We start from the raw sequence: 26,113 nt of genomic DNA, 5'->3' as shown, positions 1-26,113 counted from the left end.
CTTTAGCAATGAATTTATATCAAGAAATGAGAAGTTATAGAAAGAATAGTCATAGTCAGTATGATTTAAAAGTGCATCTTATATGGATACCAAAATATAGGAAGAGAATATTGATAGGCAAAGTATCGGAAAGGACTAGAGATTTACTGAGGCAGATTTGTATGGAACATGAAGTACATATAATTTCAGGGAAAATATCATGTGATCACGTACATATGTTTATCTCATATAAGCCGCAAATATCTCTTAGCAAGTTAGTGGTGAACCTGTGAATGATGATCGATTTCTAATCGATTCCACTTTATAACCCCTCAGCTTATAGCTGAGGGTTGTTTAGTTAAATTACCATCTTCATTTATTAGAAAGCATAAAAGCTAGAAATAGTGGTATTTTAGCTTTTTTTGTTATTATAGTCAATGTTATTCCTGCGTGAGACTTGCTTGCGTGGATGGATAGTCGTCATTGCGAGGAAGAGGCGAAACCTCGACGTCGCAATCTTAGGAGTTCTGCTTCATGAGATTGCCACGCTTCCTTTGGTCGCTCGCAATGACGATTTACGAGCCATGCAATAACGCTAAATAACAAACGAATTAAGATTTTAAGATAGCAAGATGCCAAAATTAAAAATATTTTTATTTAAATATCTCTATAGTAAAAGATTTATAGGTATTTTAGTCGCAATAGCTATTATTTTCTCTTATTTCACTTATTACACAATATCTATCGGCACAAAAAATGGTGCAGTTAATTCTAGTAAAGTAATTTGGTTTTTACTAATTGATTTAATAATTTTCTTAATTCTTGGTATATTATTAACTCGTAAATTTTTCCAAAGTTTTTTCTTTAAAAATAGCGATCAAAATACTTCTAAGTTACAAAATCGTATAGTAGTTGCGTTTAGTTTAGCTGCTGCTATTCCGACTATAATCGTTTCAATATCTTCTGCTTATTTTTTAAACCTTAGTATTCAGGCTTGGTTTGATCGAAAAATTTCTGTTGTACTTGATCAATCTATAATGGTTGCTGATTCTTATATTGCTGAGCATAAATTGCAGTTACGAGCAACAGCACTCGCTGTTGCTGAAGATTTAAGTGATATGTATTATGATTTAATTCATAACCCCGCTTTGTTTACTAAGACATTAAACACCGAAGCAGAAATGAGATCGCTTGATGAAGCAATAGTGTTAAATAAGTCGACCAATACAATAATTGCTAATAGCTATTTAAGTTTTTCCCTGTCATTTGCAACTATTCCTCCACATTTAATTAAAAAAGCAGATTCTTGTGAGCCTGTAGAAGTAAAATCTGATCCAACTAAAATAAGAATGCTGATAAAATTGAAAGAATATAATGATGTATATTTATTAGTTGGTAGGTTAATTGATAATAAAATTATTGATCATATAGATGCAACTAATGGAGCGGCAGCGGAGTATCATCGTCTTAAAAATCAAATAGGAAATATACAAATAAAATTCTCAATTATTTTTATCTTTATTGCCTTACTACTTCTTTTAATAGCGATAAGTTTTGGGGTTATAGTTACTGCTAAGATAGTAAATCCCATTAAGAAGTTGGTTATTGCAACCGATAAAGTAAAAAGTGGTGACTTGACAGTGCAAGTTCCAGAGAATGAGGTAGATAAAGACGAAATAGGAACGCTTTATGCTGCATTTAATAGAATGATTAAGCAGCTTTCACGCCAGCAAAGAGATTTAGTGATAGCACAACGGGCATTAGCTTGGTCAGATGTAGCAAAAAAAGTAGCACATGAAATTAAAAATCCGTTAACACCTATTTTGCTTGCTTCTGAAAGATTGCTTAAAAAATTTAGTCCTGAAATTAAAGAAAGGGCAGAGTTCGAGAATTATTTAAAAATGATTATTCGCCATACTAATGATATTAAAAATATTGTATCTGAGTTTGTTCTTTTTGCTCGTCTTCCTGCCCCTAAATTTACCAATTGTGATTTGATTTATGTAATTAATAATATTGTAGAAGCACGTAAATTACTTAATGATAATATTTCCTATAGTTTTGAAACTAATATCGATCAATTTGATTTTACGTGTGATACTACTCAAATAAATCAAGTAATGATAAATTTGCTTAAAAATGCTGAAGAATCATTAGAGGGAAGTAATCAAGCAGCAATAAAAGTTAATGTAAATGCAAGTGAGCAATTTATTAATATTGCAGTCATAGATAACGGCAGAGGGTTCCCGCCTGAGCTAATAGGTAAAGCTACTGAAAGCTATGTAACCACTAGAAGTAAAGGTATGGGAGTAGGGCTTGCTATCGTTAAAAGAATAGTCGAAGAACATTGCGGTGTTTTAGATATTGCAAATAGAGAGACAGTCGGAGCTGTGATTGATATTAGGTTTAACCTTGAGGAGCTTAAGCTCAAGGTAAAACGTCATGAAATAGGTGTAATTAGTTAGGCTTTCTAAAACTCCAGAAAGCCTATAATTTAAGGCTTAACACTAGTTTAAGTGTCACTATAAAGATTTCCTCCAGTATTTACACTGAATAAATAATTTTATTTACAACAATCATTTAAAATAATTGTTAAAAAATTAATATCTATTAGCTTAGATTAAGATTTTATATTTATACTTATTAAGTATCATATAATTTTTTAATATAAATAAGTTAGTATATGTCTAAAGACTTTGAATCCAAAATAAAAACACAGGAAAAAGTAAAAAAAAGTACAAGAAGCACCACCTATATCGGGGCTAAAGGGACGCATGGCAGTAGGTTTTGAGTCTGAAATAAAAAAAGCACAAGAAGCAAAAAAAATACAAGAAGCTTCTAAAGATTCTACACTTAAACCTCTCATTAACATTATAGATAATGCAAATTTACAAAATCCTAATCAAGTAGAAGAACTAAAAAAGGTTTAAAAACAATTAGCAAATTGCTTTAAAGAAAATGGGTTAGCTGCTCATAATAAAGTAGATCAGTACTTAGACAGCAAAGCTTCTCAAGATCGTCAAGAAGCTATGAAAGATTCTAAATTGCCGTTTAAAGATAAAATATATAAGCTTATTGGAAAAATGTCAGGTGCTTTAGGTATATCTTCATTAAAAAATTATTGTCAAAAGAAACTTGATGAGCATGCTGTCCAAAGGCAAGAAAAGAAAAAAATGACAGATAAAAAAAGTCATGTGGATAGATTAAAAGAATCAACAGTAAAACGTGGCAATAAAGTAAATGAAAGATAATTATATCTGTGAATTTTTGAGTTTTGTTATAATTAAAGCAAAATAATTATAATTTTTAAAATAAATTTTAATACGTAATTAAAGATAAAAAACCTTTAAGAATCAGCTCTTAGGGCTTTTGAAATTAAATTTTATACCAGGTAGTAATAAGTTATAAAATAAAAATAAAAATAATTTCAAAATTGTAGTTGACAGGTTCGATTATATTGCTTATAACTACACCTATCGAGAGCGACAAATGAAAAAAATCGCAGCTGTTTTTAAAAGTAAATAATTAGATATAGATAGTGACAGTAAACACGTACATATCACAAAAGTGATAATTAAACTTGTCAATTTTTTAAAGTAAAACTGACAGAATCAAACTTGAGAGTTTGATCCTGGCTCAGAACGAACGCTATCGGTATGCTTAACACATGCAAGTCGAACGGACTAATTGGGGCTTGCTCCAATTAGTTAGTGGCAGACGGGTGAGTAACACGTGGGAATCTGCCCATCAGTACGGAATAACTTTTAGAAATAAAAGCTAATACCGTATATTCTCTACGGAGGAAAGATTTATCGCTGATGGATGAGCCCGCGTCAGATTAGGTAGTTGGTGAGGTAATGGCTTACCAAGCCTACGATCTGTAGCTGGTCTGAGAGGATGATCAGCCACACTGGGACTGAGACACGGCCCAGACTCCTACGGGAGGCAGCAGTGGGGAATATTGGACAATGGGCGAAAGCCTGATCCAGCAATACCGAGTGAGTGATGAAGGCCCTAGGGTTGTAAAGCTCTTTTAGCAAGGAAGATAATGACGTTACTTGCAGAAAAAGCCCCGGCTAACTCCGTGCCAGCAGCCGCGGTAAGACGGAGGGGGCTAGCGTTGTTCGGAATTACTGGGCGTAAAGAGTGCGTAGGCGGTTTAGTAAGTTGGAAGTGAAAGCCTGGGGCTTAACCTCGGAATTGCTTTCAAAACTACTAATCTAGAGTGTAGTAGGGGATGATGGAATTCCTAGTGTAGAGGTGAAATTCTTAGATATTAGGAGGAACACCAGTGGCGAAGGCGGTCATCTGGGCTACAACTGACGCTGATGCACGAAAGCGTGGGGAGCAAACAGGATTAGATACCCTGGTAGTCCACGCCGTAAACGATGAGTGCTAGATATTGGGATATTTTCTCTCGGTTTCGCAGCTAACGCATTAAGCACTCCGCCTGGGGAGTACGGTCGCAAGATTAAAACTCAAAGGAATTGACGGGGGCTCGCACAAGCGGTGGAGCATGCGGTTTAATTCGATGTTACGCGAAAAACCTTACCAACCCTTGACATGGTGGTCGCGGATCGCAGAGATGCTTTCCTTCAGTTCGGCTGGACCACACACAGGTGTTGCATGGCTGTCGTCAGCTCGTGTCGTGAGATGTTGGGTTAAGTCCCGCAACGAGCGCAACCCTCATTCTTATTTGCCAGCGGGTAATGCCAGGAACTATAAGAAAACTGCCAGTGATAAGCTGGAGGAAGGTGGGGACGACGTCAAGTCATCATGGCCCTTACGGGTTGGGCTACACGCGTGCTACAATGGTGTTTACAGAGGGAAGCAAGACGGCGACGTGGAGCAAATCCCTAAAAGACATCTCAGTTCGGATTGTTCTCTGCAACTCGAGAGCATGAAGTTGGAATCGCTAGTAATCGCGGATCAGCATGCCGCGGTGAATACGTTCTCGGGCCTTGTACACACTGCCCGTCACGCCATGGGAGTTGGTTTTACCTGAAGGTGGTGAGCTAACGCAAGAGGCAGCCAACCACGGTAAAATTAGCGACTGGGGTGAAGTCGTAACAAGGTAGCCGTAGGGGAACCTGCGGCTGGATTACCTCCTTAAAGACTAAATTTAAGTACATTACTTTAATAGTAATTACTTCAGTCCAAATATTTACTGTCACTATCTTTAACTAATTGTTTGCTTTTCAAAAAACTTTTCTTATCCTCACATTTATCTATCCTACTAATTTACATTAATCAAAATAATCCATTCCTGTTTGGTAAGCTTTTGAAATAATGATATAAGCTTTCTATTTTATAATAAGTAGTTTTTTAACAATAATAAATAAATTAATTGTTCTAATTTAATAAAATTCCTTAACTAAACAACCCTCAGCTTATAGCTGAGGGTTGTTTAGTTCCTTTTTCGGCTAAAAAAGCTCAAATAGAAGAAGCTATAGGTTCTTTTTTTGAATTCCTAAAACTTCCTGAGAATATAAAGCAGCATATAGATTTAAAAATTTCCCCTTTACATCGGAGAGGTGATATCGGTTTTAAGCATCGTAACCCTGAGGATGATATTTATAATGATAGTAAAGATTTTTTTCATTATCATCCAATTATTGAAAAACACTATTCTGAATTTATTAAAAAGCATGAAACGCTCAGAATATTTTTAAAAAACGCTGCTCTATTATGGGATATTGTTTATTATACTATTAAAGATATATTAGCTAATTTTGAAAAAGACTATCCAAATACTTTATCCAAAATATTTGATACTGATACACCCCACATATTATTAAGGTTTCTCAAATATGATTATTCAGTATCGGGTCAGTATCTTGCAAAGCCTCACTTCGATTCAGGATCATTTACTATCGCAATAGCAGAAAGTAGTCCTGGTCTTCGAATTGGAACAAATCCTGAAGATTTGGAAGTTGTCAGACATGAAGAAAATAAAGCTATTTTCTTTATTTCTAGTAATTTTGAAAAATAATTGATATGAGCTACTAAAACCTGCATGGCATGATGTAATTCAATTAGATAAATCTGAGATTGGCAAGTCTTTTTCAAGATGGGCGATTGTGGCGTTTATTGATGGGCATTCAGTTGAAGCCTTACCAAGAAGTGAAACCCATAAATTTTTTGTAAATATATGAATAAAACTAATATTTTTTATCTTTTAATCTCTTTATTAACTTTTTGTGGTCAAACTATGGGAAATAGTACTAAACAAATATACGATCCAAAAGATACTAAGTTTTTAAAGAGGCTGAAGGGAAAGAAGCTTTAAAATGGGCAAAGAAACGCACTGATAAGGCAAAAAAATCTTTTCAGGCTATGCCAAAATATAAGCCGATTGAAAAAGAAATAGAATCTATTTTTTATGATCAGAGGAAAACTCCATATGGATCTATCCGTAATGGTTACGTATATAATTTTTGGTCAGATGATAAAAACCCCCAAGGTTTATGGCGTAGGACATTAATTCAGGAATATTCCAAAGATGAACCAGAATGGGAAACTTTAATTGATTTTGATAAATTATCTAAAGAATTTGGAAAAAAAGTGATGTGTCGAGGTGGGGTGGAGTATCTTCAAAATCCTAATCTCTACCTTATTATTATGTCATTTGGCGGTAAAGATGAAACGTTTTTTGCAGAATGGAATTTAGAGAAGAAAGATTTTGTAAAGAATGGTTTCGAGCCAAAAACAAGCGATGGAAAATTATTAGAAGGAAAATTTACTGATGGTGTTTGGATAGATCAAGATACTATTATTTCTAATTTTGTTTTACATAAAGAAGATGTAACGAATTCACTATATCCTAACTCTTTATATATATGGAAACGAGGATAGCCGATTGAAAAAGCTAAGAAAATATTTGAAGTACCGAAAGAGTATATAGGTGTTTCATTTGGTAAACTTTTGTCTGATACTATTTCTTCATCTTTAATATTTATATCTGCTGGTAAGGATTTCTACAATTATGATAATTATATTTTAGATACTAAAGATCAGAATTTACAGTTACAAAAAATAAATATGCCGTCAGATACAACCCCTGCAGGTTCTTTTAAGGAATATGTATTTTGGCTTTTACGTTCTGATTGGCAATTTAATGATACTAATATAAAAGCAGGATCGCTTGTTGCTATTCATTGGCAAGATCTTTTAAAAGTAGATAGCGATAAAGCAAGCCTTAAAATATTATTTACCCCAACAGATAGGGAAGTATTTAATTATGTATCAGTAACTAAAGATACAGTATTTTTAGCTAGCTATGATAATGTTATTTCAAAAGTTGTTACATTTACTTTGGAAAATAATGAATGGACAAAACCGGTAACCTTGAAATTACCTTATGAAAAAGCAAGTTTTGGTATATCTGCCCATGATGAGGAAGAAGAGGCATTAATTAGAGTCAATCATAATTTTTGTGTAAATTGTTAAAAATCATTTTCTAAGGGTCTGTCAGATTTTTTGTGTAAGTACGATTTCTCCATTTGCCCAATTTTGTAAATTAGTATCACAAAGTATAGCAAATTGATTTAAAGCCATCGCCCAATTCTTAATAGGCATTGTCCATTTTTTAGAGGCATTTGTCAACGCCAAAAAGATTATTTTCTGAATCGATTTGTCATCTGGAAATACTCCTTTATTTTTAATAATTTTACGAATTTGACGGTTAGTGGATTCAATAGCATTAGTAGTGTAAATCGCCTTCCTAATGTCTTCCGGAAAGCTAAAAAATGGAGCTATGCCAGACCAATTTCGTTGCCATATGTCAAAAATAACTGGATATTTTTCATCCCATTTTTTGGCAAAGTTTTGTAATTCTCTTAATCCCTCTGCTTCATTTATTGCAGAATAAACTGCTTTTAAATCAGCTGTTACCGCTTTTAGATCTTTGTATGATACGTATTTTACAGAATTTCTTACCATATGAACAATACACAACTGCACTATCGTCTTTGGAAAAATGCTATTTATCGCCTCTGGAAAACCCTTAAGACCATCAACACATGCAACATATATTTGTGCAACTCCTCGATTCTTCAGTTCTGTTACTACCTGCATCCAAAATTTACACCCTTCATTCTTGCCTATCCAAATTCCTAATAGCTCTTTCTTGCCCTCCATATTCACTCCAATAGCTAGATAAACCGCTTTATTTATTATTACATGATTATCTCTTGCCTTAACATGAATACAATCTAAGTACATTATAGGATATACATTATCAAGTGCTCTATTCTGCCAAGCAGTTACTTCCTCTAAAATACCATCAGTTACCTTTGATATTAACTCAGATGATACCTTGGTGGCATATAGTTCTTCTAAGTGCCCTTGTATTTCCCTAATGGTCATTCCCCGAGCATATAAGGATATTACTTTATCATCAAATCCTTCAAATTTACGCACTCCTTTTGGAATTAGTTGAGGTTCAAATTCTCCATCCCGATCCCTTGGCACTTCTACTGTCAATTTACGACCTTCTGGATCTATTAGAGTCTTTTCATAATTACCATTACGTCTGTTATCTGAGTATTTCTCATTTTTAGAATGTTTCTCATAACCTATATGAGATTCCATTTCTTTCTCTAAAATCTTATTTACTATCTGCTTTTTAATTCCCTGAAATATCCCTTCTTTACCAAATATTTCAGATGGATCACTTTGTGATAGTATTTCTGATACTAATTTTTCTATAGCTGGATTTGATACTTTGTTATTGTTCTTCATATTAGCTCCATGTAAGTTGTTTATGTTATTTTTATTCTTAACTATTTTTACAACTTACACAAACTTCCTGACACCCTCAAAACTTGATTACCTGTATATTTTTGAATTTTTTCTTCTAAAAGTTTTGTTGTTTCATTACTAATCAAAGCCGAATTATTTTGCAAAAATTTGTTAAGAGCAAATAATTTTTTTATATGTTTATTTAAAAGAGATATATTACTTTTAATAAATTTAGGTATTTCAGCTTCTATTTTCCATTTTATAAAATCTTTGATATGTGGTTCTTTAATATAAGTTTTTTTAACAATTTTATCTAGTTCTTTATTACGATATAATTTTTCAAGCTCCAGTAAAGCTCTTAAAGCTACTACTTTTTTATCTTTTTTACTTCCTATCTTTTTTAATAAACCTACTGGTGTTTTACCTCTGTAATAACCATCGATAATTTCTAAAGTAATACTAGCACCGTATTCTAATGATAGCTTTATAGAACTGAGTTTATACGATGATATGATTGCTGAATGTAAAGGAGTAAAGCCAAAATAATCCCTAGCATTTATAAAAGCTCCATTTTCAAGAAGAATTTTCACAACAGTGGTATAACCATTTTTAGCTGCTATATGTAATGGTGTGTCAATACCTACTTCTATCTCTATTAGTTCACCGTTTTTTGATATAATCCAATGTAAAGATTTATATTCAATAGAATCATTTGGATGCGTTTCATTTGGACTAATACCATGCTCAAGCAAAAATTTAGTGCCTGCGATATTATTTTTTGCTACCGCTTTAAAAAGGGCTTTTGATGAGATTAACTTAGGTATTTTTTTATGTTTGATGCTTTTTAGTATGAACCACTTCTGTAACCCTTACCATTAAGTAATTTTTTTAAAGGTAGAAAGAGATTGTCAGGTAGTTTATCTAAAGCAAACCATTGCCAGCTTTCTACTTTATGGGGTTCTAGATTCTGTAATTCATGCTCATTCAAACAATGAGCTTTAAGGAAAATCGATATGTAATGTTTTTGCTCTTTTTCAAAAACATCATTAGTGACGGCTAAAAATTCAGGATCTTTAATGATCAAATTTGTCTCTTCTAAAACTTCTCTAATGATGCACTCTTCAAAAGTTTCACCAAATTCTAAATGCCCGCCCGGATTACCATAGGTAAATTCACCGTGTGAGTTAATACGCTTACCAAGCAAGATTTCATTTTTACTATTAAATAGGATAATCCCGACACCGATGCGAGGGTGATTAGTCATATAAAATCGTTTCCTTATCTATATAAAGAAAACTTTTTTGTTATTTGAGAAATCGTATCCCATTTTCCAAAAAGTACGGCTGCATAATAAATATGTTCTTCTTCTGTCTTTTTTGCAATATTTTCTATTTGTTCCAAATATGTTCCTCCGGTCATACTATCTGTAAATGCCAAATGCATAACTTCAGACTCTTTTGCATTAAGTATAGCTTTTTTTATCTCACTTGATTTGCCACGTAAAATAATATAAGGCATTCCTGAAATTTGCCAATTATTACCACTTGCATCAATATTCGGTTGTAAGAAACAAGTAGGCTTACCAAGTAAAGCTCCAGCCGCAAGAGAGCTATGTGCTACTGCATTCATAGCAACTCCAATCTCAATATCTTTATTTACAATTATCACTAATTTATTTTCAAAGCTCATGTTATTTCCTTTTCTGCTTATTAACTATTACTTGAAAATATATAACTTATATTCTCTATAAGGGCAATAATTTAATACTTATTTTATAATAAATCCACTTCCTTATAAATAGTGCGGTAGAGGTTGGAGGTTTTTAATAAATGAGCGTGCGTTCCCTCGGCTTCTACTGCTCCTTTATCTATTATCAAAATATTGTCGGCTGATTCTATGCTGCTGATGCGGTGGGCGATTGATATAACAATTCTTCCTTTCATTATATCCCTAATAGAGCTTAATAGTTTCTGCTCGCTTTGACTATCTAAAGCATTCATTGCTTCATCGAGAAGTAGAATCTGCGGTTTGCGTAGTAAAGCCCTTGCTAAGGCTATTCTTTGCTTCTGTCCGCCTGATAGCCTAACACCTTTTTCGCCAATTTTGGCATTAATCCCATCAGGAATTTTATCAGCAAAATCAGCTATACCGGTAATTTTTATTATTTCGGTTATTTCCTCTTCGCTAACGTTAATATTACAGCATGTTTCAGAAAGCTCTAGACAAGATGAATTTAAAGGTGAGTCTGCGGAGCGTATATTAATACGTGAGCAAAGGCGAATCCTGCAAAATTCGCTTGTATCGAGCTTTATGGAGTGTGCTGTACCAAACATAATATTTGATTTAATAGTACCAGAAAAAATACTAGCTTCTTGCGGAACATAAGCGATTAATTTACGGATTTCATTAGGATTTAAAAGAGCAATATCTTGGTTATTTACTAGAATTGTACCGCTTTCTTGGATATAAAAGCGTAATAGCAACTGCATTAAAGTACTTTTACCTGAGCCTGATCTGCCAACGATGCCAATAAACTTGGTAGAATCTATTTTAAAAGATATATTATTGAGGATTTTTAAATTAGGTCTTGATGGGTAGGAAAAATTTACGTTTTTAAACTCTAACGATATAGAATTAACGGGCTTTAAATCTGAATAATTATTATGATTAACTATAGGTGATTTATCAATGATGGTAACTATTCGCTCTAAAGCAGCAAGCGGCAAGTGCATTTCACTTAATAGCTCAAAAATACCGCCACTACTAAAGCCGACAATAATTGCATAATAAATAAATGATATAATTTGACCAGAGGATAAATTACCTTTTACTATATCCAAAGCCCCAATCCAAATAACCAGCGTAATCCCAAGAAATATAAAAGCCATTGAGAATGCAAAAAACAAAGCACGAATTTTTAAACGAGCTGCCGAATAGGTCAAATAATCTTGCAGCAGATTATTAAACTCAGTAATTTTAGCTGCCTGACCGCCAAAAGCATGAATGGTTTTAATATTGCTAAAGCTTTCGTTAATATCAGATGCTAAAAGTGATTGAGATTCTAAGGTTTTTTTGGATAAAGCTTTAACATGTTTACCAAATTTGATTATGGGAATTAGCAGCAAAGGAATGGTAATAATTACTATCGATGCTAGTTTAAAACTTTCAAAAAACATCAAAATAATGCTACCGACTAACATCACTGAATTGCGAATAAAAAAAGATAGGAAATTAACAATAAGCTTAGATATTTGATCTATATCACTCGTTAGACGTGAGATTATATCGCCAATTTTTAGTTCTTCAAATTCAGTAATTTCATAATTAATTAGATTGCTATAGGCTTCTTTTCTTATTTGACTTGAGACTTTTTCAGCAACATTATTAATAAAATATGAGCGGAAAAAACTAGCAATGCTTAAGATAATAATAAGTAGGCAGATATATAATATGGATTTATCAACTGCCGCAGTGCGATCTAAAACCAAACCCTGATCAACTAAATTTCTGAAAACATTTCCGATTAGTAATAACGCAAGCGATACGCTAAGAAGAGAGATTATAACGATGATCAAATCTTTTTTATAGAATCTTAAGTTTTTAGCCAGTCTATATAAAAGTTTAGTGTTCATAATACTATGTTAAAGCAAAAGAAATAATAGAAAATGCTTCAAAATAAAGTTATTTAAGCAGATTTATTTTTGTAAGCTTGCCACTCTTCCCAACAATTTTCAGGGTTGATATCTTTATATCCTGTAGATATTTCAAGCTTTCTAGCTCTATCTTTACTGACTAATATACCAGTCGCATTATCACAAATATTTAAAACTTCTTCTTCAGCTAAAGGTAATCCTTTATTATTTTCTGATGATATTAATAACTGTAGTAAAGGTGGAATAAAGACAACCTCAAGTTCTGAATCTGTCACCGTGTTTATGAAATTAATAAATATATATGGGGCGAGTGACGGGAATCGAACCCGCGACCCTCAGAACCACAACCTGATGCTCTAACCAACTGAGCTACACCCGCCATAAGTTATCAAAGTAACAGCGTGACTTTAAATTATTATCACTATTTAGTCAAGAATATTTAGGAGTAATTAAGGTTAATTTATAGAAAATAGATTTAATTAAAACTTGTTGCTTTAATAATGCATACAAATATAATAATTTGACTTGTATAATAATTTGACTTGCAATTTATAACTATATATAGTTACAATATGAATCAGCATATAAAACTTATAAGTAAAGCTAAGCAAAATCCTAAAGGGTTAAGTTTCTCAGAGTTTCATAATTTAATGATTGGGTGTGGTTGGATTAAAGATAGACAAAAAGGTAGCCATCAAATTTGGTATTCACCTAGAGGTGATAGGTTATCTGTTCAGACTGTTGGAAATATGGCGAAAGAATATCAAGTTCGACAATTTTTAAACTTTGAAAAAGGTAAAGAAGATGAAAAGTAATGATATATTTGACGGCTTTACTATAGAGCTTTTTAAAGATATTGATGGAGATTGGTTAGCAAAATTTGAAGAATTACCTAATGTATCGGCTTTTGGTGATTCACCTGAAAAGGCATTGCAGGAATTACAAGAAGCTTGGTTTTTAATGAAAGAAAGTTATGTAAGCCATAATCAACCTGTTCCTTTAGCACCATCTAGAAAAGAATATAGTGGACAATTTAATATTCGAGTAGATAAGCGTATACATAGAGCTTTAGCATTAGAAGCATTTAGAGCAAAAATTAGTTTAAATGCTTTAGTTGCCCAAAAATTAACTTTATCGGTAAGACAATGAAAAAAGCGGTTATTTTAGTTAGTGGTGGGGCGGATTCTGCTACTGTTCTTGCAATAATGAGAGAGCAAGGTTATGAGATTCATGCTATAAGTTTTAATTATGGGCAGCGTAATAATGCTGAACTACGGAAAGTTACGGAGCTAGTAAAAGAGTATAACGTCAAGCAACATAAAATTGTCAATATAGACTTAAGAGCTTTCGGTGGTTCTGCTCTTACCGATGATAATATAAAAGTTCCTCATTATCAGGATGGGAAAGAGCTACCTGAAGATATACCGGTTACCTATGTACCTGCCCGTAATACGATCTTTTTAAGTTACGCATTAGGGTTTGCCGAAATAATAGGTGCTAAGGATATTTTTATAGGCGTACATACTAGCGATTCAGCAAATTATCCTGATTGCCGTCCTGAATATATCAAATTTTTTGAAGCAATGGCAAACCTAGCAACCAATATAGGAGGTGTTACTATTCATACTCCTTTGATTAATATGACTAAAGATCAGATAATTAAAACAGGGCTTAGGCTTGGAGTAGATTATAAAAATACCATATCATGTTATGATCCTAGCGAAGATGATCTATCTTGCGGCACTTGCCTTGCTTGCACGATAAGGCTTGATGCTTTTAAAAAGAATAATGTACAAGACCCAATTAATTATAGATAATTTTAATAAACAAATAGTTGGTAGACGAAGCTCAATTTGGAAAAGAGCAAGGAGACTGTAAGACGAGGAGCGGCAGCAGTTAATTAATACGTGAGCCTCCGAGGATTTACAAAGACGACGACGCCAATTTTTCAAATTCAGCGAGTATACATGTATGATTGATAGAAAATATTTATACTCCCCCTTTCCTACGCTTGATTTAGATGATATAATTTTAAGAGAGCTAACGGATACAGATGCGGAAGACTATTTTAATTATATGAATAAGCCTGAAATGGCTATTTATATAACAGAAAGTAACAGACCAAAAACTTTAGAGGAAGCTAAGGAAGAAATTCGTTATTGGTCTAGTTTATATAAGAATCACAGAAGTTTTTACTGGGGTATTGCACTTAAAAGTGATAATAAACTTATTGGTACTGCTGGTTTTAATATAATAAATTTAGAGCATCACAAGGCAGAAATCAGTTATGATTTGGATTATAGCTTTTGGGGGCAGGGCATAATGTTAAAATCTATAAAAAATATTTTAAAAATTGCTGATCATATTGGAATTGTCAGAGTTCAAGCAACAGTAATTACAGATAATTTACGCTCAATTAATTTACTTGAAAGATGCGGGTTTGTACGTGAGGGAATACTTAAAAAATATGAAATAGTTGCAAACGAGCATAAAGATTACTATATGTATGGTAGGGTTTTGTAACAAAAACGTCATTGCGAGCTGGCGTTGTTGCATGGATCACTTATGTCATTCCTAGCAACGGCGGGAATCCAGCATAAAGCAAGAGAAATCGAGCTTTTAGTTTTAAAAATTTGCTGTATTTATAATTTTTTCTGGATTCCCGCCGTTGCTAGGAATGACATAAGTGATCCACGCAACAAAGCCTCCACAGGATGACAGAGTTAAGCCATGCAAGTACGTCATCATGATAGACAACTAAGTATATAAACATAAAAAAAGAAAAATTGATGGTAGTAGAAGCTAATAAAAAAGAATTAATTTGTTCATTCTGTAGCAAAAAGCAGCATGAGGTGAAAAAGTTAATAGCAGGTCCTGCAGTATTTATTTGCGATGAATGTATAAATTTATGCGTGGATATAATGGAAGAAGAGAGTAAAATTGCGTTAAAGCAGATTACTTCCACTATTCCAACTCCGCAAAAAATATGTTCAGTTTTAAATGATTATGTAGTTGGTCAAGAGCAAGCTAAAAAAATTCTAGCAGTAGCGGTATATAATCATTATAAAAGGCTTGAATATGTCCAATCAGGCAATAATGATGTTGAGCTTAATAAATCTAATATTTTGTTAATTGGTCCTACTGGTTCTGGTAAAACTTTACTTGCTCAAACACTTGCTAAAATTTTAGACGTACCTTTTACTATGGCTGATGCTACCTCTTTAACGGAAGCTGGTTATGTTGGTGAGGATGTTGAAAATATTTTACTTAGATTACTTCAGGCTGCCGAGTTTAATGTGGCTAAAGCACAAAAAGGTATAATCTATATTGATGAAGTTGACAAGATTGCTAGAAAATCTGAAAACCCTTCAATTACTAGAGATGTATCAGGGGAGGGCGTACAACAAGCACTACTTAAAATTATGGAAGGAACGGTTGCTTCTGTTCCTCCGCAAGGTGGTCGAAAACATCCACAGCAAGATTTTGTGCAGCTCGATACCTCAAATATTTTGTTTATTTGCGGTGGTGCTTTTATGGGAATTGATAGCATCATAACTTCTAGAACAAATAATAGCTCTATAGGTTTTGCAGCAAATGTAAATATTGACAAAGAAAAAATTAACAGAGAAATTCTTAAATCTTTAGAGATTGAGGATCTAACAAAATTTGGATTAATTCCTGAATTTATCGGAAGATTACCAATCGTTACAACCTTATATGATTTAGATAAAGAAGCTTTAGTTACAATTTTAACTAAGCCAAAAAATGCTATAGTAAAACAGTTTAAAAAACAATTTGAGCTTGATGAAGCTGAGTTAATAGTTGAGGATTCTGCATTAGAAGCTATCGCTGAAAAAGCTTTAGCTAAAAAAACTGGAGCAAGAGGTCTTCGTTCAATAATTGAGCATCTTTTACTTGATAGTATGTATAAAGTTGCTGAGCTGAAGAAACAGCGTGTCACTATTACAGAAGATGTAGTTAAAGGGCTAATAGAGCCAATAATTACTTCTATTATTACCCCAACAGCAAAAACAAGTAAAAAGCAAGCAGCTGTTGAAGACATACCGGCGTAGTATTTATCACCTAGTAGCTTGTATCTGCGTTTTTAACGCTTTGGGTGTCATACCGTGGCTTGGGAACTAGATCCAGAAAAATAACTAAAAATACTAATTTTATTAGTATTTTTAACTGGACCCCGTGAACAAGTCACGGGGTGACAGAGGGAAAATTGAGCCACACAAATAAATCTTATTTAACACTTCACTTTATGCCTTATTTAATACCTGTAATCATAACTATAATACTTATTTTACTAGTTATAATAATCTGGTTTTATATAAAAGTTAGAACTTTAAAAACAGAGCTACAATTCTTAACAGATCAAAATTTAGAAATCTCTAACAATAATCAGCTACTTAATCAAGAAAAAATAGCTTACTTACAAAAAATCGAGCAACTAAAGTGCAGAGTGGAGTATCAAGAACAATCTATTAAGGATTCTGAAAAAATACGTAATGAGTCCTTTTCTTCGGCTAAAGCTGCTTTATTTGATTTAGGCAAGGATTTATCCAAGCAACTTATCGAAATCCATAAAATGGAAAACACAGCAGCAAGAGAGTTAGCTGAGAAAAATATTGCTACTGCTTCTGGAAAGTTTAATAGTGAGTTTGAGCGTTTAATTACTATGATAGGGACACTTAATAAAGATATTGAGCAGTCTAAAAGCACAGTGGACTTAATCAAACAGTCGTTACTTTCGCCTATTGGGGCAGGGCTACTTGCTGAGATTACTCTCGAAAATATCTTAAAATCATCAGGATTACGTTCTAATTTAGATTTCATCATGCAATATGGCTTAACCACCTCAGATAGTACTAAATTAAGACCTGATGCACTTATTTTTCTGCCGTCCGGTAATTTGATGGTGATTGATTCAAAAGCTTCCAAATTTTTAGTTGATGAGCAGGATAATAGTGGGAATCTTAGCAAAACTATGAATTATCATTTAAAGTCACTAGCTAATAAAGATTATGCTGAAAATATTTTAGCTGACTTAAATAAAAAAGAGCAGAATTATAACAATGTTATTACTTTGATGTTTTTACCCACTGAACAAGCCGTTGAGAAAGTTATTGCAGCCGATCCTAATTTTTTACAAAAAGCTTGGGGTTGTAGTATTTTTCCAGTAGGCCCTAGTGGGCTTATGAATATGCTATCATTTGCAAAATTTCAAATTACCGATCATCGTCGTTCAGAAAATTATAAAATAATCATTGAAGAGGTAAGAAAGTTATTAAGCTCTATTGGTACTATAGCAGATTATTCTCAAAAAATTGGCAATAATCTACATAATATGGTTACTAATTATGATAAGTTTGCGGCTTCTTTTAATCGTAATTTTATGTCAAGAGTTAAGAATATACAAAAACTGGGTATTGATTCAGGAAATAAAACGCTACCTGCAAGTCTTGAACGCTATCAAATTGTTTCTTCCAAATCCGAAATTATTGAAGTAGAAGCAGAAAATTCTCAACCACAACAAATAGAAGAATAAATCGATAATTCAAATGTTAAAAAAATTTTTTATAATTTGCATATCAATATTATTAGTATTTGTCTGCACATATGGTATAGAAAATTTAAAGTCCAAAAAAAATGAAAATATTCTAAGAGTTAGTTTTATCAATATGTGGTCAGGATTTACAATATATGAACTGCCAATGATAAAAGAAATAATTGAAGAAAGTGGAAGAAAAATTCTTATAGATCATAAAAATTATGACCTTATAATTGAGAGTGTTTTCGGTCAGAAAAAAATTAGTAACAAGAATAATATAAAAATATTTTTTACTGGTGAATCTATTAGACCTAACCCTGATAATTATGATATAGCTATAGGTTTTGATTATATAGATCATCCGCATTAAGGATACCTCTATATTATATGTATTTTACTAATGAGATAAGCACAAATTATAAAAGACCTAAATGCAACCCGAATAAGCCGCATTTTGCTTGTTTTCTTGTTAGTGCACATATAGATGATACTGAAAAATTTGATGGTTGCGTTGCAAGAGATAAATTTTTTCACAAGCTATCATCATATAAAAGAATAAGAAGCGGAGGTAAATACTTAAATAACGAAGCTAGAGTAGTACCTAAAGAAAACACTAGAGAGTGGTTATCTGAATGCAAATTTGTAATTGCTTATGAAAATAAAACGTATGAAGGCTATGTTACTGAAAAACCTTTCCAAGCTTATCTAGCTGGAGCGGCGCCTATTTATTATGCAGATAAAAGCTATGTTAAAGACGTAAATCCTAAGGCAGTAATATTTGCTAAAGATTTTGCTTCAGAAGAAGATCTATATAACTATATTATTTCTGTTGATCAAAATGACGAAAAATATTGTGAAATATATAATAACTCAATTGTACCCAATTCTTTAAATAATTACCCCATAATAAAAGAGAAATTAAAAGGAAAACTTTTACCTTTGTTACCTTTACTAAATGAAAAATAAAATTTATCACATTAAAAAGTATTTTTTTATATTATTTATTATAATTAGCTGCCTATTAATATTTTGTAAGTTTGGATCAAATGAAATTTCTTTATTCTATATTACTTATCAGTTAAAAAATAATCCAATTAGTGAAAAAGATATTAAAATTTTTGTAATTAATCTAGATCATAGTACCAATAGATATAATAATATAAATAAACAATTTATTGATATTAATTTACCTTATGAAAGATTTAGAGCAGTAGATGGTTATGAATTATCTATAACAAACCAAAAAGGAGAAAAGTTTACTGGTTTAGATGTAAAGAATAATTCTTCCCTTTTAGATAATAATTATACTATTGTTTGTCCATCAGAGAATATAAATTATTATGCAAATAGCAAGATATTAAATCGCACTTTAACCGCGGGTGAATTTGGGTGTTATTGTAGCCATAGAGAAATTTGGCTTAAAATGGTTGAAGAAAATATTCCATATGCCTTAATTTTAGAAGACGATGCTATATTAGAAGAAAATTTTTATAAGAAATTCTCAACCATAATCAAATCTTTACCTAGTGATTGGGATCTAGTCTATTTATTTTTAATGCATCTACCGAGGCAAAAATTTTATAAAATTTATAATAATCCTTATCTTAAAAAAATTGGTAGCCAAAGGTATTTTTATACTTCTACAGGTTATTTAGTAAATTTAAAAGCTGCTACGAAGCTTCTTAAATATAGTAAAAGCTTTAGCGAGCCAATTGATGATAGTATAGCACAAGAAGTAGCTAATAATAGAATACAAGCTTATATTACCGTACCTTTTTTAATAAATACTGATTTTAAAGATTCAACTATTATTGAGATGGGAAGACCAAACTAGAAATATAGTAAAATGAATCTTACTAGCCGTGTCCTTAAGATACCGCAATCGAATCGCATTATGACATACTATTATTAGAGTTTTATCAAACCATTTTAGCTTTAGGTTGTTTAAAATTAGCTTGGTCAAAATCGTATATGAAGCTTTTAATAACAGGTACTATAAACTGTTTAAACTTACTGCCGCTAAATACGCCATAATGTCCTGCACCTTTTTGTAAATGATATTTCTTTATTGATTCGGGAATATTGGCACAAAGCTTTAAAGCAGCTTTGGTTTGACCAACTGCTGCAATGTCGTCAAGTTCTCCCTCTATACCAAGTAATGCACATTTAGTAATATTTTTTAAATCAATAGGACGTTGCTCTGAAACTAATTTGCCTCTTGCTAGTGAAAATTGTTGGAATACTTCATCGATAGTTTGTAGGTAAAATTCTGCCGGCATATCCATAGCAGCTAAATATTCATCATAAAATTTAATAGTATGATCAGCTTTTTGATAATCGCAATTTAATAAATTTTGCCATAATTCCAAATGCGAATCTATATGACGAAATAGATTTAAGCTTACAAAACCTGCAAGTTGTAAAAATCCTGGATATACTTTTCTACCATGACCAGGATAATTAGGTGGTACTTGCATTGTAACCATTTTGCAAAACCACTCCAAACTTTTGCTTAGAGCAAATTCATTTACTGCTGTTGGGTTTTTTCTAGCATCAATAGGACCGCCCATTAAAATCATTGAGCTTGGAACGTTTGGGCTATTATCTTTCGACATTAAACTAATAGCAGCAAGTAGAGGTACAGTCGGTTGACAAACAGCCATAGTATGAACATTTGGTCCTAGAAAATTAATAAACTCCATTACGTAATCAATGTAATCATCCATATCAAAAGAACCTGCTTCAAGCGGTACATAGCTTGCTTCCGTCCAGTCGGTAATATAGACATCCGTATATGGTAATAATTCCTGCACAGTTGAGCGGAGTAACGTAGCGTGGTGACCTGCCATAGGTGCTACTATCAACAATTTAGGTAGTGCATTTTTAAAACCTAATTTTTCAAAATGACGTAACTCACAAAAAGGCTTCTTCAATATAACTTTTTCATTGATCTTACAGGCTTTGTTATCAATAGTAGTTTCAAGGATATTAAATTCTGGCTTTTCATATTTTCTAGTCATACGCTCACAAAGCGTTAAGTAAGAATGCATGATTCTAGCAAAACCATTCTCCTCTAATGATTCACGCTCATATGCTTCTTTCAAAATCTTTATGCCTAAATGCATAGGGGCTATTTGTGCTCTTAACCCCTCCAGCACATAGTATGTATAATTAGTATTTAAATCATAGTTAATCATAATTTATTCTTGAATTTAATAATAACTAAACAACCCTCAGCTTATAGCTGAGGGTTGTTTAGTTTCTTCAGACGAAAACAACTTATTTTCAATTAAAGCAGGAACAATTTTATTGTGCAAAAATCCAAGTAGCTTATTGTGCATAAAGCTCGTAACTTTACTTTGTTCTTCGACGACTCCAGCTGCGGATAACCAACGTAGAGCGGTACATGTTATAAAATAATTTACAGTATTATTATTTAATAAATCAATAGGCTGTAATAGTAGATTTGCTGCATATCTAAAACAAATAACTACATTATTTATCAAATTATCAGAAAAGGTAGGAGTATTATCAAATAAAAATTTAATATCTTCAAAATGACTTTTATCGTTTGTTTTACTTTCTAATTCCTTAAACAGATTATAATTAATGATTTTGGTTTGTTTACTTGATAATACGGTACTCGGAAAAGATAATAAAAGTTGTAATATAGCAAGAATAGTAGTTGGTAAAGCACACAGCTCATATAGTGGTTCTTCTTCATCAAATACATATGAACGAAGTAATATTACTCCTGTTATAAGAGTACTATAAGTCAATGCTATTTTGCCAGAATGGCTGCTAATAGAATTGGATTTTTCTATTAGTCAAGAGTTAATTTTATGTTCCTCGTTAAATTGATCTTTAGCTTTTTCTAGCTTAAAGTAACTTTGCTTTAATGAACTAATATACCTTACAAAATTTAAATGTATCTCTTTTTCTTTGTTAAATTCTTCTGCATAATTCACGTTTGGCTTATATAATATTGCCTTAGCAACATATCGATATAGGAAATATTCTTTAGTGAGCGGATATGACGTATTAGAAATTTTTTCTGCTGATTCAAATAATTTTGCGTAATGCTCAAAATTATTCTCTAAAAACAACTGAACTTTATTACGTAACTCAATAAATTCTAGTGATTTTATATCTCCTATATATTTTAGAATTGCGTCAATAAGATTTTTATTTTCTATTCCTATTAATTTTTGTAATTTTATATGTAAAAAATGATCATAGTTATTTAGTTCGTTAAAAATATTTTGCCAATTTTTATCGGTAATATTTTCACCTTGATATTTTTTAGTTTTTGCTATGCTGCTTAATAGTGCTTGTAAATGTTCTGTGTAAACAAAATTTTTTGTTGTTGTGGGTAAATTATCAAAATTTTTATCATATCCCCATATTTTAAATAATTTACCAAAATCAAACCTTGCAAGTGCAGTAGTACTTTTCCATAAGCATGTTGAAAAAGCTGATATATTATTATAATAGTTTAATATTATTTCAAGCTTACTGCTCATAATTTTTCATAATAGTTAATTTAAATTAACCATTATGAGCTATAGCAATTTTAAATGCAATTATTCTTTTGTAAAATTTTTAAGCAAAATTAAAGCCTTTGCTGGTAAGAGGTAGTATTTCTTGAGAGATGATTTAACACATAAAGTTAGACCTGTGTTATAATCAACGTTTCCTTTTTGATCAAAATAATCTAATAATAATCCTATATCTGCATGATATTGCTCTACTATTTCTAATAATTCTAGTTTGTAGTATCATCTAGTAACGTTAGTTTACTCTATTTTTTAAGGGCTTAAGTGCTTTAGCCGGTTTTAATAATTTCGGCGTTAAGATGAATTTAGTTTTTCTCTCGATATTTGATAGAAAAAACAAATGAAAAGTGTGTGGATGATGTATCACCGCATATTTATCCCATTCAGGATATTGTCTATTTAAATTTTCCTTTGGGTTATAGGGACCATAAACTTCTATATCACCAAATTTATATTTTTTTAAAGGCAATAATTCATGATCATAAAAGAAATCATTAGGATATTGAGTGCGTGTTTTTAAGTTAGAATGAATAAATTTATTTTGGTTTTTTTGAAAAGTAAAAATATCAATACAGCCTTTTTGACATATTGCATAAGCTAAATCATGAGAAATAGAATAGCCTAGTTTTTGAAACTCAGGGAATATTTGTTGTAGCCTTATCTCATCTTCCTGCATTATGCCAATATCAAGATCATCATCATAAGGTATTATCCCTTGATGACGAACTGCCCCAAGTAAGGTGCCTCCGTCTATCCAATAATTAATATTGTGCTTAGTTAACAACTCATGAGTATCTTTCATAACTTGATAGAGTGAGAGAGTCGTATTCTCACTAATTCTATATTTTTTTACTTCTTCATCGGTTGGCACTTTATAATGCCAATCATGTTCAAGCACGTGAGTATAAAAAAATATACTGGCAAAAAGCAAGAGAATAGAACCTAAAATATTTTTAGGTGAGAATACTGACTTTAATTTCATTATTTGTTGGTTTGAATTTTATTTCTTTTGCTGATGTAACATTTTTTAAATCTAATGTCAATTCTTCGGATAATTCAATGCCGCTAACTTCAAGCAATTGTACTTCTGCTTTTATGGATAGATTCTTTTCAGCTTTAAATTTTCTAACATGATCTAAAATTTCAAGCAAGCCTTCTGCTTGTTCTGGTTCGACTTTATAGTTTAAATTACTATAATTAACCCAATTACCTTTAATGTGAATAGAATTTTCACTATATAATATTTGATACAACTCCTCGGTAATATGTGGCATAAATGGTGCAAATAGTTTAAGTAAGGTTTGCATAACGTGATAAAGCGTTAATATGCTACTATATTGTCCGCTAGGGTTTTTATTTTCTTCATTATAAGCACGTGTTTTACTGATTTCTAAATAATTATCACAAAATACTGACCAGAAAAATTTTTCCGTTAAATGCATAGCGTTAGCATATTCATAATTTTGCAACTCGTTTGTTGTATTATTTACTAGCTCTACTAGCTTATTAATTATCCACTGATCAAATTCATGAGTAATTTTTTCTTTCACATCTATAAGATTTGCTTTTTTGTCTTCATCAGATAATTTATCAAAATGCTGTGAAACAAATTTAGCAGCATTCCATAGCTTATTAACAAGCCTTTTGCCATTTTTCATTACGTCCTCTGAATAGGCAGTGTCAGCTCCTAATTTTGAATTAGCTGACCAATAACGTATAACATCAGAACCATATTGCTCTAGCAATTTTTCTGGTACTAATACATTCCCTTTAGATTTAGAAATTTTACTACGATCTTCACCCAAGCACCAACCACTTACCATGATATTTTTCCATGGTAGAGTATTTTGATGTAGATGAGCTTTTAAGATAGTATAAAATGCCCAAGTTCTAATAATCTCATGTGCTTGTGGTCTTAAATCCATTGGGAATAAGTTATCATGCCTATCCTTATTCACGGCAAACTCATCAGAAATACCCCATGTTGAAAGTTGCGGCGAAACAGAGCTAGTTGCCCAAGTATCCATAACGTCTAAGTCAGGCTCTACTTCATCTTTGCTATAGCCAGCAGGCAAATCTTTTAAAGGATCAACAGGCAATTGCGAAATATCAGCGTATAAAATTTTACCCTCTTCGCCGATTCTTTTAGAATACCAAACAGGAAATGGCACGCCAAAATAACGCTGCCTGCTTATACACCAGTCCCAAGATATGGCATTAATCCAGTTATCTAAACGAATTTTCATATTTTTAGGATGCCAATTTAGTTCGTTTGCTCTTTTTAATAGCTCATCTTTATGCGATATAGTTTTAACAAACCATTGTGGCACAGTCAGTACCTCAAGAGGTGCACCTGAACGCTCAGCACATTTAACAGTTTGGATAATCTCTTCTTGCTTAACAAGCAATTCTTGCTCTTTTAAAATATCTATTATCTTGCTTCTTGCTTCTTTTATTTTTAAGCCGTCTATTCCGATCTCATGAGGGAAATCTATCGTACCTTTTTTGGTAATAATAGTGTTCAAAGGCAGATTATGCGTTTTCCACCAAATAATATCAGTTTGATCACCAAATGTGCAGCACATAACAAGCCCTGTGCCTTTATCTTGCTGCACTAACGGGTCGGCTAAAAGCGGGACTTTAACATTAAGCAGCGGAGTAACGGCAAACTTTCCTGCTAAATGCTGATAACGCTTATCGTCTGGGTGATAGAATACGGCAACGCAAGAAGGTAATAGTTCAGGTCGGGTAGTTGCGATGGTAAATTCATCATTTGCTTCAGTTTTAAAAGTGATATAGTTCATGAATGAGGTTTTTTCCTTATCCTCAATATCAGCTTGAGCAAGGGCTGTGCCGTCTACTGGATCCCACAAAATTGGCTGATTATTACGATAAACCTCACCTTTTTTTACTAAATCAAGAAAAGACATTTGTGAGATTTTACGAGATAGCGGACTGATTGTTTGATATTCTAAATTCCAGTCTACCGATAAAGCGATTTGATTAAACAAACTTCTAAATTTTTCTTCTTCGCTTGCTACTACCTCATTACAAATATTTATGAATTCTTCTCTGCCCATATTATACGCCTTGACTTGTCTTTGCTTTTCAACAAGTCGCTCAGTCGGCAGTCCGTTATCGTCAAAGCCCATAGGATAGAAAATATTTTTTCCCATCATACGCTGAAACCGTACTATAAAATCGGTCTGTGTATAGCTATAAACATGCCCGATATGGAGCTGTCCCGAAACAGTCGGGGGAGGCGTATCTACAACAAATGTTTCATCTTTAGCGATATTCTCATTGTATGCATAAATTTGCTTTTCTTGCCAAATTTTTTGCCATTTTTTTTCGCTTTCGATAAAATTATAATTTTTCGGAAATTCTTTCATAAATGTTTTTGCTAGTTTGAATAACTAACATTATAAAGATTATATTTAATTATGACAATAACGCGTTGCTTTTTTTGAAGAGGATACCTTTAATACTTCAAGATTTGGTAAATACTAAGATAGAACTTCAAAAATTGGTAACAATGTTCTATAAGTACGCAGGTAGCCACGTATTAAGTAACTGCTGCCGCTCCTCGTCTTATAAACCGATTACTCTTTTTGTTTTGAAGTTGA

At 32.3% G+C, this 26,113-nt stretch carries 24 protein-coding genes, 1 tRNA gene, 1 rRNA gene and 1 pseudogene; 15 read left to right on the top strand and 12 right to left on the bottom strand.

Going from position 1 to position 26,113, the window contains the following annotated elements; genetic code table 11:
* Positions 1-26: 26 nt before the first annotated feature.
* The 6 genes and pseudogenes from tnpA to BA173_RS08100 all read left to right on the top strand — a co-directional run.
* On the top strand, positions 27-272 hold the full coding sequence (tnpA, locus tag BA173_RS00490) for an IS200/IS605 family transposase (RefSeq protein ID WP_232505910.1): 246 nt from the start codon (positions 27-29) through the stop codon (positions 270-272).
* 339 nt (positions 273-611) lie between these two features.
* The gene (locus BA173_RS00485; RefSeq protein ID WP_016948492.1) at positions 612-2,444 is read left to right on the top strand and encodes a sensor histidine kinase NtrY-like; all 1,833 of its coding nucleotides are present in this window, start codon (positions 612-614) and stop codon (positions 2,442-2,444) included.
* A 309-nt stretch (positions 2,445-2,753) separates the two neighbouring features.
* Positions 2,754-2,909 carry a hypothetical protein gene (locus tag BA173_RS08325; protein ID WP_232505951.1) on the top strand — a complete coding sequence of 52 codons (156 nt, stop codon included), beginning with the start codon at positions 2,754-2,756 and terminating at the stop codon, positions 2,907-2,909.
* Positions 2,910-3,008: 99 nt separating this feature from the next.
* Positions 3,009-3,230 carry a hypothetical protein gene (locus BA173_RS08320; protein ID WP_232505950.1) on the top strand — a complete coding sequence of 74 codons (222 nt, stop codon included), beginning with the start codon at positions 3,009-3,011 and terminating at the stop codon, positions 3,228-3,230.
* Positions 3,231-3,592: 362 nt separating this feature from the next.
* A 16S ribosomal RNA gene (locus BA173_RS00475) occupies positions 3,593-5,091 on the top strand.
* A 1,039-nt stretch (positions 5,092-6,130) separates the two neighbouring features.
* Positions 6,131-7,407 (top strand): annotated as a pseudogene (locus tag BA173_RS08100) (peptidase S9); the annotation flags it as partial.
* A 42-nt stretch (positions 7,408-7,449) separates the two neighbouring features.
* On the opposite strand, the gene BA173_RS00465 reads toward BA173_RS08100, so the two are convergent.
* From BA173_RS00465 to BA173_RS00435, 7 genes are all read right to left on the bottom strand, one after another.
* A complete protein-coding gene (locus tag BA173_RS00465) occupies positions 7,450-8,721 on the bottom strand; it encodes an IS256 family transposase (protein ID WP_068042377.1) in 1,272 nt (423 codons plus the stop codon).
* 47 nt (positions 8,722-8,768) lie between these two features.
* Positions 8,769-9,473 (bottom strand): ankyrin repeat domain-containing protein, encoded by a 705-nt coding sequence (locus BA173_RS00460; RefSeq protein ID WP_016948641.1) that lies wholly within the window; start codon positions 9,471-9,473, stop codon positions 8,769-8,771.
* 92 nt (positions 9,474-9,565) lie between these two features.
* Positions 9,566-9,985 carry a nucleotide triphosphate diphosphatase NUDT15 gene (locus BA173_RS00455; RefSeq protein ID WP_016948640.1) on the bottom strand — a complete coding sequence of 140 codons (420 nt, stop codon included), beginning with the start codon at positions 9,983-9,985 and terminating at the stop codon, positions 9,566-9,568.
* Positions 9,986-9,999: 14 nt separating this feature from the next.
* The gene (locus BA173_RS00450) at positions 10,000-10,410 is read right to left on the bottom strand and encodes a DUF2000 domain-containing protein (protein WP_016948639.1); all 411 of its coding nucleotides are present in this window, start codon (positions 10,408-10,410) and stop codon (positions 10,000-10,002) included.
* 83 nt (positions 10,411-10,493) lie between these two features.
* On the bottom strand, positions 10,494-12,353 hold the full coding sequence (locus BA173_RS00445; protein ID WP_068041173.1) for an ABC transporter ATP-binding protein: 1,860 nt from the start codon (positions 12,351-12,353) through the stop codon (positions 10,494-10,496).
* Between the two features lie 53 nt (positions 12,354-12,406).
* Positions 12,407-12,649: a hypothetical protein gene (locus tag BA173_RS00440; protein WP_068041172.1), complete on the bottom strand. Its 243-nt coding sequence runs from the start codon at positions 12,647-12,649 to the stop codon at positions 12,407-12,409.
* Between the two features lie 27 nt (positions 12,650-12,676).
* Positions 12,677-12,753 (bottom strand) — tRNA-His (locus BA173_RS00435).
* A 193-nt stretch (positions 12,754-12,946) separates the two neighbouring features.
* Here BA173_RS00435 and BA173_RS00430 point away from each other — a divergent pair.
* The 9 genes from BA173_RS00430 (at position 12,947) to BA173_RS00395 (ending at position 19,765) form a co-directional block, all read left to right on the top strand.
* Entirely contained in the window at positions 12,947-13,189 is a 243-nt protein-coding gene (locus BA173_RS00430) for a type II toxin-antitoxin system HicA family toxin (protein WP_068041165.1), read from the top strand.
* On the top strand, positions 13,179-13,523 hold the full coding sequence (locus BA173_RS00425; protein WP_016947752.1) for a toxin-antitoxin system HicB family antitoxin: 345 nt from the start codon (positions 13,179-13,181) through the stop codon (positions 13,521-13,523). The genes BA173_RS00430 and BA173_RS00425 overlap by 11 nt, the downstream gene beginning before the upstream one ends.
* Entirely contained in the window at positions 13,520-14,191 is a 672-nt protein-coding gene (gene queC, locus BA173_RS00420) for a 7-cyano-7-deazaguanine synthase QueC (protein ID WP_016947753.1), read from the top strand. Before BA173_RS00425 ends, queC begins: the two co-directional genes overlap by 4 nt.
* 154 nt (positions 14,192-14,345) lie before the next feature.
* Complete coding sequence (locus tag BA173_RS00415) at positions 14,346-14,897, top strand: GNAT family N-acetyltransferase (RefSeq protein ID WP_016947754.1); 552 nt, start codon at positions 14,346-14,348, stop codon at positions 14,895-14,897.
* Between the two features lie 266 nt (positions 14,898-15,163).
* Complete coding sequence (gene clpX / locus BA173_RS00410; RefSeq protein WP_016947787.1) at positions 15,164-16,447, top strand: ATP-dependent Clp protease ATP-binding subunit ClpX; 1,284 nt, start codon at positions 15,164-15,166, stop codon at positions 16,445-16,447.
* A gap of 194 nt (positions 16,448-16,641) precedes the next feature.
* A complete protein-coding gene (locus tag BA173_RS00405; RefSeq protein ID WP_068041164.1) occupies positions 16,642-17,928 on the top strand; it encodes a DNA recombination protein RmuC in 1,287 nt (428 codons plus the stop codon).
* Between the two features lie 13 nt (positions 17,929-17,941).
* The gene (locus BA173_RS08315) at positions 17,942-18,301 is read left to right on the top strand and encodes an alpha-1,3-fucosyltransferase (RefSeq protein ID WP_162267393.1); all 360 of its coding nucleotides are present in this window, start codon (positions 17,942-17,944) and stop codon (positions 18,299-18,301) included.
* Positions 18,302-18,318: 17 nt separating this feature from the next.
* The gene (locus BA173_RS00400) at positions 18,319-18,897 is read left to right on the top strand and encodes a glycosyltransferase family 10 domain-containing protein (protein WP_068041175.1); all 579 of its coding nucleotides are present in this window, start codon (positions 18,319-18,321) and stop codon (positions 18,895-18,897) included.
* Complete coding sequence (locus BA173_RS00395) at positions 18,887-19,765, top strand: glycosyltransferase family 25 protein (protein WP_016947639.1); 879 nt, start codon at positions 18,887-18,889, stop codon at positions 19,763-19,765. Before BA173_RS00400 ends, BA173_RS00395 begins: the two co-directional genes overlap by 11 nt.
* Before the next feature lie 85 nt (positions 19,766-19,850).
* Here BA173_RS00395 and phaZ read toward each other — a convergent pair whose 3' ends face one another.
* The 5 genes from phaZ to BA173_RS00375 form a co-directional block, all read right to left on the bottom strand.
* Positions 19,851-21,128, bottom strand: a complete 1,278-nt coding sequence (phaZ, locus tag BA173_RS00390) for a polyhydroxyalkanoate depolymerase (protein WP_016947638.1) — start codon at positions 21,126-21,128, stop codon at positions 19,851-19,853.
* Positions 21,129-21,164: 36 nt separating this feature from the next.
* Positions 21,165-21,710 carry a hypothetical protein gene (locus BA173_RS08310; RefSeq protein WP_016947637.1) on the bottom strand — a complete coding sequence of 182 codons (546 nt, stop codon included), beginning with the start codon at positions 21,708-21,710 and terminating at the stop codon, positions 21,165-21,167.
* A 48-nt stretch (positions 21,711-21,758) separates the two neighbouring features.
* On the bottom strand, positions 21,759-22,454 hold the full coding sequence (locus BA173_RS08305; RefSeq protein ID WP_016947636.1) for a hypothetical protein: 696 nt from the start codon (positions 22,452-22,454) through the stop codon (positions 21,759-21,761).
* Positions 22,455-22,722: 268 nt separating this feature from the next.
* Positions 22,723-23,472 (bottom strand): LicD family protein, encoded by a 750-nt coding sequence (locus BA173_RS00380; protein ID WP_068041163.1) that lies wholly within the window; start codon positions 23,470-23,472, stop codon positions 22,723-22,725.
* Positions 23,441-25,879: a valine--tRNA ligase gene (locus BA173_RS00375; RefSeq protein WP_016947634.1), complete on the bottom strand. Its 2,439-nt coding sequence runs from the start codon at positions 25,877-25,879 to the stop codon at positions 23,441-23,443. Before BA173_RS00375 ends, BA173_RS00380 begins: the two co-directional genes overlap by 32 nt.
* Positions 25,880-26,113 lie beyond the last annotated feature (234 nt).

This window comes from Rickettsia sp. MEAM1 (Bemisia tabaci) (assembly GCF_002285905.1).
GTDB lineage: Bacteria > Pseudomonadota > Alphaproteobacteria > Rickettsiales > Rickettsiaceae > Rickettsia.
The sequence above is the reverse complement of the archived record's forward strand: the minus strand, read 5'-3'. Positions and strand labels throughout refer to the sequence as shown.

Excerpts from the sequence above, each read along its gene's own strand:
- tnpA (WP_232505910.1), top strand. The coding sequence starts at position 27 with ATGAGAAGTTATAGAAAGAATAGTCATAGTCAGTATGATTTAAAAGTG.
- BA173_RS00485 (WP_016948492.1), top strand. The coding sequence starts at position 612 with ATGCCAAAATTAAAAATATTTTTATTTAAATATCTCTATAGTAAAAGA.
- BA173_RS08325 (WP_232505951.1), top strand. The coding sequence starts at position 2,754 with ATGGCAGTAGGTTTTGAGTCTGAAATAAAAAAAGCACAAGAAGCAAAA.
- BA173_RS08320 (WP_232505950.1), top strand. The coding sequence starts at position 3,009 with ATGAAAGATTCTAAATTGCCGTTTAAAGATAAAATATATAAGCTTATT.
- BA173_RS00465 (WP_068042377.1), bottom strand. The coding sequence starts at position 8,721 with ATGAAGAACAATAACAAAGTATCAAATCCAGCTATAGAAAAATTAGTA.
- BA173_RS00455 (WP_016948640.1), bottom strand. The coding sequence starts at position 9,985 with ATGACTAATCACCCTCGCATCGGTGTCGGGATTATCCTATTTAATAGT.
- BA173_RS00450 (WP_016948639.1), bottom strand. The coding sequence starts at position 10,410 with ATGAGCTTTGAAAATAAATTAGTGATAATTGTAAATAAAGATATTGAG.
- BA173_RS00445 (WP_068041173.1), bottom strand. The coding sequence starts at position 12,353 with ATGAACACTAAACTTTTATATAGACTGGCTAAAAACTTAAGATTCTAT.
- BA173_RS00430 (WP_068041165.1), top strand. The coding sequence starts at position 12,947 with ATGAATCAGCATATAAAACTTATAAGTAAAGCTAAGCAAAATCCTAAA.
- BA173_RS00425 (WP_016947752.1), top strand. The coding sequence starts at position 13,179 with ATGAAAAGTAATGATATATTTGACGGCTTTACTATAGAGCTTTTTAAA.
- queC (WP_016947753.1), top strand. The coding sequence starts at position 13,520 with ATGAAAAAAGCGGTTATTTTAGTTAGTGGTGGGGCGGATTCTGCTACT.
- BA173_RS00415 (WP_016947754.1), top strand. The coding sequence starts at position 14,346 with ATGATTGATAGAAAATATTTATACTCCCCCTTTCCTACGCTTGATTTA.
- clpX (WP_016947787.1), top strand. The coding sequence starts at position 15,164 with ATGGTAGTAGAAGCTAATAAAAAAGAATTAATTTGTTCATTCTGTAGC.
- BA173_RS00405 (WP_068041164.1), top strand. The coding sequence starts at position 16,642 with ATGCCTTATTTAATACCTGTAATCATAACTATAATACTTATTTTACTA.
- BA173_RS08315 (WP_162267393.1), top strand. The coding sequence starts at position 17,942 with ATGTTAAAAAAATTTTTTATAATTTGCATATCAATATTATTAGTATTT.
- BA173_RS00400 (WP_068041175.1), top strand. The coding sequence starts at position 18,319 with ATGTATTTTACTAATGAGATAAGCACAAATTATAAAAGACCTAAATGC.
- BA173_RS00395 (WP_016947639.1), top strand. The coding sequence starts at position 18,887 with ATGAAAAATAAAATTTATCACATTAAAAAGTATTTTTTTATATTATTT.
- phaZ (WP_016947638.1), bottom strand. The coding sequence starts at position 21,128 with ATGATTAACTATGATTTAAATACTAATTATACATACTATGTGCTGGAG.
- BA173_RS08305 (WP_016947636.1), bottom strand. The coding sequence starts at position 22,454 with ATGAGCAGTAAGCTTGAAATAATATTAAACTATTATAATAATATATCA.
- BA173_RS00375 (WP_016947634.1), bottom strand. The coding sequence starts at position 25,879 with ATGAAAGAATTTCCGAAAAATTATAATTTTATCGAAAGCGAAAAAAAA.